Origin of the sequence: Peptococcus simiae, from assembly GCF_046569735.1 — a bacterium.
GTDB classification, from domain to species: Bacteria; Bacillota; Peptococcia; order Peptococcales; family Peptococcaceae; genus Peptococcus; species Peptococcus simiae_A.
On the sequence record NZ_JBKICG010000002.1, the window covers coordinates 141,295 to 148,423 of the forward strand.

Sequence of the window (7,129 nt, forward strand, 5' to 3'; positions counted from 1 at the left end):
TTTGCTGTTTAAGGGATATGGTAGAGCTTGCGGAGGTCATCGGGGACCAGGGTCTTCTTTTCTTCAGCAGCGAAGATATGGGCGATCTTCCCCTTGTCCAGCATAATGAGCCGGTCGCCGATATCAATAGCATCCTGGAGGTTATGGGTGATCATAATGACCGTCAGTTTGTCCCGCTCAGCTAGCCGGCAGGTAAAGTCCAGGACGTCTTTGGCAATTTGGGGGTCCAGGGCGGCGGTGTGCTCGTCCAGGAGCAGGAGCTGGGGCGGGCGGAGGGTACTCATAATGAGGGCCACCACCTGGCTCTGACCGCCGGATAATTCATTCATCCGGTTATCCAGCTTATCTTCCAGGCCCATACCGGCCTCACTGAGCTTTTCGGCAAAAATCCGCCGGAGGTCCTTGGTAATGGCCCGGTTAAAGAGTTTCCGGTTTTGCCGGCCATAGGCCAGGGCCAGGTTTTCTGCCACCGTCAGGTTGGGGGCAGTCCCCATCTGGGGGTTTTGAAAGACCCGGCCAATGAAGTGGGACCGCTTATGTTCGGGCAGGAAGGTGATATCCCGGTCATTGAGGGTAATCTTCCCCCGGTTGGGCCAGAGGGCGCCACCGATGATATTGAAGAGGGTCGACTTCCCGGCCCCGTTATTCCCCAGGACGGTAACAAACTCACCGGTTTCGACGGTCAGGTCCAGGCCCCGTAAGACCTGGACGGGGTTGCCGTCTGCCTTCGGAAAGGACTTGTATATATCATTCAATACCAGCATGGGGGTCTCCTTTCCGTAACTTCTGATTGGCCCGGTAGTTCTGCCAAGCCGGCAGGGCCAGGGCCAGAACCACCACGACGGCGGAGATGAGCTTCATGGCATAGGCCGGGAAGAAGTCGCTTTTTATGGCAATGGCCAGGATAATCCGGTAGGCAATACTCCCGACCAGGCAGCTGACCAGGCCGAAGAAGACGCCTCTTTTGCGGACGACCGCTTCCCCGATAATGACCGCCGCCAGGCCGACAACCAGCATCCCAACCCCGCTGTTCATATCGGCAAAGCCCTGGTCACAGGCGATGAGCCCGCCGGACAGGCCGATGAGGGCGTTGGAAATCATGAAGGCGGTGATCTTGTACATATTCACATTCATGGAAGAGGCCCGGGCCATCTTTTCATTGTCCCCAATGGCCCGTATGCATAGGCCAAAGTTAGTCTTGAAGAAAATATCCAGAAGGATGATGACCACCAGGACAATCAGGGCGGAGTAAAGGACCTTCCGGGTGACTTCATGGCTAATGACCTGGCTAAAGGCGGAAAAGAGGGTCGGTGTATCCAGGAGGGCTACGTTACTGGTCCCCTTCATGACCATGAGGTTAATGGAATACAGGCCCGTCATGGTTAAAATCCCGGCCAGGATCGGCTGGATTTTCATTTGGGTTTGCAAGAGGGCGGTCACCAGACCGGCCAGGGCCCCGGCCCCCAAGGAGATGAAGACCCCCAGGTAGGGGTGGCCGGCGGTTACGCTCATGGCCATGACAGCCATCCCGAAGGTAAAGCTGCCATCCGCCGTTAAATCCGGTACATCTAAAATGCGGAAGCTGATATAGATCCCCAAAACGAGTAGGGCATAGATAATGCCCAACTCAATGGAACCGACAAGTAATGACATGAATTCCTCCTACTTCACTAAGGAATGGGCTTTATCCTGGACATCCTGCGGTACAGTGATGCCTAATTTTTCTGCAGTGGCCATGTTGATGTCAACCATGTCACCGGCAATGGCAATGGCCGGGACATCGGCAACGGCTTTACCATTTAAGATTTCAATAGCCAGGCGGGCGCTTTGGGCCCCGGTGTCGACGTCATCAATGGCAACAGACAAGAGGGCGCCGGCATCGACCATGACCTTGGAACTCCCTAAGATAGGAATCTTATGGGCAGTGGTGGCATCGACGACGAGAGCAATGGCATCTTGGATGAGGCTATCGTTGGGCACGAAGATGGCATCCACTTCGGCAGCCATGGAATCAGCGGTTTGCTTTACTTCACTCGAGTTAGAAACGGTCCGTTCAACAGCCTTTAAGCCCATTTTTTCCAGCTGGGCCTTGGCGTCTTTAGCGGTGGCATTGGAGTTGACTTCATTGGCGCTGTATAAAATACCGACGGTTTCAATTTCCGGTTTTAATTCTTTGGCCAGGTTGAAGATTCCCTCAACAGGAATGGGGTTTTGGGTCCCGGTGGCGTTCTTATCCGGTTTTTCCATGCTGGCTAAGAGCCCGGCCTTGACCGGCTGAGAGACAGCGATAAAGACCTGGGGGGTGTCAGACTTTTGGTTGACATAGGCCTGGCTGGCCGGGGTTGCAATGGTGGCGACCAGGTCGTAAGAGCCGTCGGCCATTTCCTGGGCAATGGTGTTCATGTTGGAGGCATCCCCCTGGGCGGATTTTTCAACGAATTCAACGTTGCCGGCCCCGTATTCTTTTTCCATTTCAGCCTTGAAGCCCTTTTTCATATCGTCAAAGGCCCCATTTTCCACCAACTGGATAATCCCAACCTTGTAGTGCTTATCACCCTGGTCTCCGGCCGGAGCTGCAGCAGAAGAGCTATCTCCGCCACCGCCACCACAGGCAGTCAGGCTAAGGGTTAGGGCTAAGAGGGACAGGGCAGCTGTTAATTTTTTAAAGGTTTTCATGGTTATTTTTCCTCTCTCTTTTCATCGTATAAGGCGGCAAAGGCCGCATCCAGCATGTCTTCAGTTATCGGGTAGGGATTGTGGCGGATATCCGAGGCTTGGAGGATAGCCGGATAAATGGCCCGGATATCTGCCATGGTCAGGCCCAGGTCCTCCGGTACCACCGGGTAGCCCAGGGCCTTGTTCAAGGCCATCACGTCCTGGTAGGCCTCCCGCCATCGGTCTACCAGGAGGAGGACGGTCACCCCGAAGCCGACCACTTCCCCATGGGGATGGGCCTCATGGTCAAAGTCCTTGACCCCGGTCAGGGCGTAGTAGATGGCATGGGCCAGGCCGGAGTTATAATCCGGGCTGTGGTCCAGGGTCACCAGGATCGAGACCATCGCTGTCGTAATCAGGATGGTCAGGGCCGTTTGTCTAAAGTCATCGTTCAGCCGGCCTTCATCGACTGCCTGCATGGCCCCTACGGCATGGGCCTGCATGGCTGAAGCACAGGCCCCGCTGATGTGCTCTCCCAGGCTAAGGGGGAAGTTCAGGGCCTCCTGCCGGCAATTAATGGTCACTTCGTAGTACTTGGCATAGGTATCGCCAATGCCGGCGTAGATGTAAATCCGCGGAGCCTGTAAAAGGACCTCCTCATCGATAAAGACGTGCCTGGGAGCCTCTTTGAGAAAGGCCGGCCCAGCGACCCGCCCATCCGGGTGGTACATAATGGATACCGCCGTAGCCGCTGCGCAGTTAGAGGCAATGGTCGGAAAGGTGAAGACCGGCTTGGCCAGGCGGTCGGCCAGGCACTTGGCCGTATCCAGAACATGACCCCCACCAATGCCGAAGATCATATCCGCTTGCCGGACCGCTTCCAGGCCGGCTAAGCGGTCAACTGCCTCATGGGAGGCCATGCCACCATAGTGAATGGGGTCTCCTGTTATAAAGCCGGCCTCATCTAAAACCGGCATAAGTTTATCTTTTAAAGCCGGAAAGCCATGATCGCCAACAATAAGGGCAATCCGCTGGCCAACCGGTCGGCAAAGGTTGACGACATCTTCATACACCGCCTCGCCGATACTGTAATTTGAAAAAGTAACTTGCTCGTGCATCTTCTTCATCCTTTCACCCACAGCCTATTCAAGGCAAAAAAAATACGCCCCTGTCCCCCACTGGGACAAAAGCGAACGCTTCTGCGGTACCACCCGGCTTGGTCAAAAGACCCACTCAATCAGCATACCATCATATGCCTGTCCCTGATAACGGTGGACACTCCGTCAGCGGCTACTCTTATTTTTGCCACCACCCTCTCAAGCCCATTCACACAACCCCGTCACTGCTGCCATCCCACCATCGGCAACTCTCTGAAAGCTCGGTTGATCGGCTACTCTTCTTGATCATCGGTTTGCTTTGATGCTTAATTTAAACTTATTCTACCGACAAGGAAAAGACTTGTCAAGGTTTTTTTGGGGAAATCATCAAGGAAAGAAACCAGACCGCTGTGGAAAGATATATGCCAGCAAAAATAAAAGGCGCCACGCTCATTCCTGCGTAGCGCCAAATATATCTGTCTAGAGCAATGGTCTGCTTAAATAAAGGTCTTGTCATTGAGCTTGAGCCAGCGTTCACCCTTGCCATCTTCCAGCCGCTTATAGTCATGACCGAGGACGGCTTCCATGATGGTGGTGTAGTACCAGTCCTCTTGGGTCATGTCGCTAAAGGGGGTAAAGGCGTCCTGGTGGCGGTTGAGCCAGTCCTGGTCGCCCTGCCGGTTTAAGACCCGGTTGGTTATAGTAATAACTTCTGCCCGGCTGATCGGCTGGTCAGGCCGGAAGGTATTATCCGGATAGCCGGCAATCCAACCATGACCGGCCGCCAGGCGGATGCTCTCATAGGCCCAGTGATCAGGGGACAAGTCGGTAAAGGCCGGGGCCGGGCCATCTTTTAAGCCGGCAAAGCGGCTAGCAATAGCAGCAAACTCTGCCCGACTAATGGGGGCATCCGGTCGGAAGGTCCCATCCGGGTAGCCCTTGATAATGGCTTCCCGGGCCGCATAACCGACTGGGTTGGCATACCAGGCGGTGGTGTCAATATCCGTCAAGTCAGATGGATAGGTCTTGGTCTTATCCGGTCGGTCTTTTAGGAGCCGGGTAAACATGGTGGCCACTTCTGCCCGGCTCATGGACCGGTTGGGCCCAAAGGTCTGGTCCGGGTAGCCCACCATATAGGCATGGTGGTCTTCAGTATTGAGTTTAGGCGGCGTAGTCACCGTGGCCCCGCCGCCTGGCCGGCGGTCTTTTTTCAAGGTCCAGGTCCCCGTAAAGGTCAGGCCTGTATCTTTCTGAACGGTTCCCTTAATGGGTTCCCAACCGGTAAAGGTCCAGGTTCCATCACTGGTTTGGACACTGGTCCGGTCTAGGACCGGCGGAATAATAAGGGCACCGATCATGTCTTCCGTCGGCTCGGGGAGCAGCCGGCTAACCGCTTCAGGCAGGGCCTGCCCCTCTTCCTTAGCTAGAAACCGGTAGTTGACCAGGTAATAAGAATTGTCATCCGGATGCTTATAGTTGACGTCATAGTTGTTCAGCAGGGCGTCGTTTTTCAAGATGGGTTGCGTCTTGTCATGGGGGTTCTTCTGGCCTGTTAGCGAAGTCGACTTAAAAGTGAGATGAGCAAAATCCGCGTAATTTTCCGGCGGTTCCCATAAGAAGACGGCCCTATTATTCTTAAATATCGTTTTATTGTCAATCTTTAGATTCTGGTATTTTTCCTTACTCGCCGGGTTATGGTAGTCGAAGTCGTCAGTAAAAATGGCCCCACCAAAGGCTGTTCGCTTGACGCCATCGGCTAATTTTAACTGACCATTATTTGTCAGGATCGACTTTTGAATGGCTGCCTTGGCTTCTGATAAGTAGATGCCGCCACCAGAAGTCATAGCCATATTATCGTCTATAATCGCCTCAACAAGGGTTGCATCTGCATCATGGAGGAAGAGCCCACCACCCTCATGAGCAATATTTTGCTTAAAGCTGCACTGCTTAAAGGTAAGATGGTTGGAAAAATCGGCAGCCCCATAGTCAAAGGCTTCACCATCTTCGTCTTCGCTGTCCTCATTCGCAGGCGGTAGAGATAAGCGCATCACCTTAGGAAGAAAAGTGCTGTAAACAGCACCGCCTTTTTGAGCGATTTGGTTCCCTTCTTTCCCATTACCTATAAAATGCGTGTTGGTAAGGGTTAGGTCACAGGCATCAATAAAGAGGCCGGCCCCCTTAGAAAGAGCAAAGTTATCTTCAAAATCGGTATTTGAAAGGGCGCCTTTCGCCCAGCTTAACTCCAGGGCACCAGCATCCCTTGAGGCGGCATTTTTTGTAAAGGTAGAGTTTTCAAGGGTAAGGGCTTCGGTAAAGCCAATACACCCTGCCCCTCCGTAATCAGCCCTATTGTTCGCAAAGTTGACATTTTTTATAGAGACAGGTTGGTTATAAATACAAATAGCCCCGCTGGAACTCTCCTCGCCCTTGGCAGCATTTCCAATAAAAGACCCGCCCTCTATGCTTGTTTCTGCCTCGTTACCATTAGAGAAGATGGCACCACCGCTTTTAGCAACAACATTATCCTTGAAATCAGTTTCTGTAAGCGTAACCTTGCCCTCGTCATAATAAATGGCCCCGCCCTGCTGGCAAGTGTAGGTTTGATCGCCCTCTGTCATTTCGCCATTATTTGAAAAAGTAGAATTGGCGATGGTAAAGGTACCCTCTTTTAGATAAATCCCACTGCCTTTTTCGAAAGCCAGGTTGCCATCAAAGTTGCAAGCCTGGAGGGTCCCGGCCGTACCACCTTGTGCGTAAATGCTAGCCCCTTGCTTAGATACGTTAGCGTTGAATTGGCAGGTATCAAGGGCGAGCTCGCCACCATATTTAATCAGGGCCCCGCCGTATTTTGCCTGATTACCGGTAAAGGTTGACTGCTTAGCCTCTACCTTCTCTGCCATACCACCAAGGGCACCGCCGCTTCTGGCCTGGTTCCCTTCAAAGGTACAGGCCTCCATGGTAACCGGGCCATAGGCAAAGATAGCCCCGCCGATTTCCTTGGCTGAGTTATTCTTAAAGGATACCCCTGTAAGCGTCACTTGGCAGTCAGAGCTCGAATAAATCGCCCCACCGTATTTTTGACAGCGGTTGCCCTCAAAAGAACCGCCGGTCATGGCCAGGCTTGCCGTCCCCTGCATATAAATGGCCCCAGCTAGGGATTGGACGCCGTTATATTTACTTTTATCATAGGCTGTTGCGTTCATATTATTTGAAAAAGTTGTGTTAGTGAGTGTAAGAGCTCCATCAATTGCAGTAATGGCAGGGTGATAAAAGGTATTTGGATTGTCGTTTTGACAATTTTGAATAATACAATCCTCTAAGACAAGAGTCCCCTTTTTTGTACCGCTGGTCATTACAGAAAAAGCAGACCCTTTATT

The 7,129-nt window shown here is 52.8% G+C and carries 5 protein-coding genes and 1 other annotated feature; all 5 genes read right to left on the reverse strand.

The window, feature by feature from the left end; translation table 11 throughout:
• Positions 1 to 8: 8 nt before the first annotated feature.
• Positions 9 to 764, reverse strand: coding sequence for an ABC transporter ATP-binding protein (locus tag ACLGL1_RS01720; protein ID WP_411007066.1), 756 nt, complete (start codon positions 762 to 764; stop codon positions 9 to 11).
• Complete coding sequence (locus ACLGL1_RS01725) at positions 748 to 1,653, reverse strand: ABC transporter permease (RefSeq protein ID WP_411007067.1); 906 nt, start codon at positions 1,651 to 1,653, stop codon at positions 748 to 750. Before ACLGL1_RS01725 ends, ACLGL1_RS01720 begins: the two co-directional genes overlap by 17 nt.
• 9 nt (positions 1,654 to 1,662) lie before the next feature.
• Positions 1,663 to 2,676, reverse strand: coding sequence for an ABC transporter substrate-binding protein (locus ACLGL1_RS01730; RefSeq protein WP_411007068.1), 1,014 nt, complete (start codon positions 2,674 to 2,676; stop codon positions 1,663 to 1,665).
• Positions 2,677 to 2,678: 2 nt separating this feature from the next.
• On the reverse strand, positions 2,679 to 3,773 hold the full coding sequence (locus ACLGL1_RS01735; protein ID WP_411007069.1) for an iron-containing alcohol dehydrogenase family protein: 1,095 nt from the start codon (positions 3,771 to 3,773) through the stop codon (positions 2,679 to 2,681).
• A gap of 58 nt (positions 3,774 to 3,831) precedes the next feature.
• Positions 3,832 to 4,071, reverse strand: a binding site (T-box leader).
• 178 nt (positions 4,072 to 4,249) lie between these two features.
• On the reverse strand, positions 4,250 to 6,889 hold the full coding sequence (locus ACLGL1_RS01740) for an S-layer homology domain-containing protein (RefSeq protein ID WP_411007070.1): 2,640 nt from the start codon (positions 6,887 to 6,889) through the stop codon (positions 4,250 to 4,252).
• Positions 6,890 to 7,129 lie beyond the last annotated feature (240 nt).